Below are 242 nucleotides of genomic sequence, written 5' to 3'. Positions count from 1 at the left end.
TTCGATCCATCCCATGCGACTTATCAAGCTTTAGCTCAAGGTGAAGTTAGACGAATACATATTCCAATTAAAGTATCGGATGGTCACGGTGACTCGGCAGATGAAATCATCATCGAAGTCACGGGGACGAATGACATTCCAGTGATGAGTGCGACAACCGTTCACACCCAAGAAAATGCACGGGTTGTGAATGGTGTGATGAACGCCACCGATGCCGATAGTCATGACATACTCACTTACAC

The 242-nt window shown here is 46.3% G+C and carries 1 protein-coding gene; it reads left to right on the top strand.

Translation table 11 applies throughout. From position 1 onward, the window contains the following. Positions 1-242, top strand: a 242-nt coding sequence (locus IQQ51_RS17060; RefSeq protein ID WP_193841635.1) for a VCBS domain-containing protein, incomplete at both ends; no start/stop codon positions are given.

The sequence above is a fragment of the Vibrio sp. OPT18 genome, assembly GCF_015163615.1.
GTDB lineage: Bacteria > Pseudomonadota > Gammaproteobacteria > Enterobacterales > Vibrionaceae > Vibrio > Vibrio coralliirubri.
Note: the sequence above shows the minus strand (reverse complement) of the source record. Positions and strands in the feature narration are given on the sequence as shown.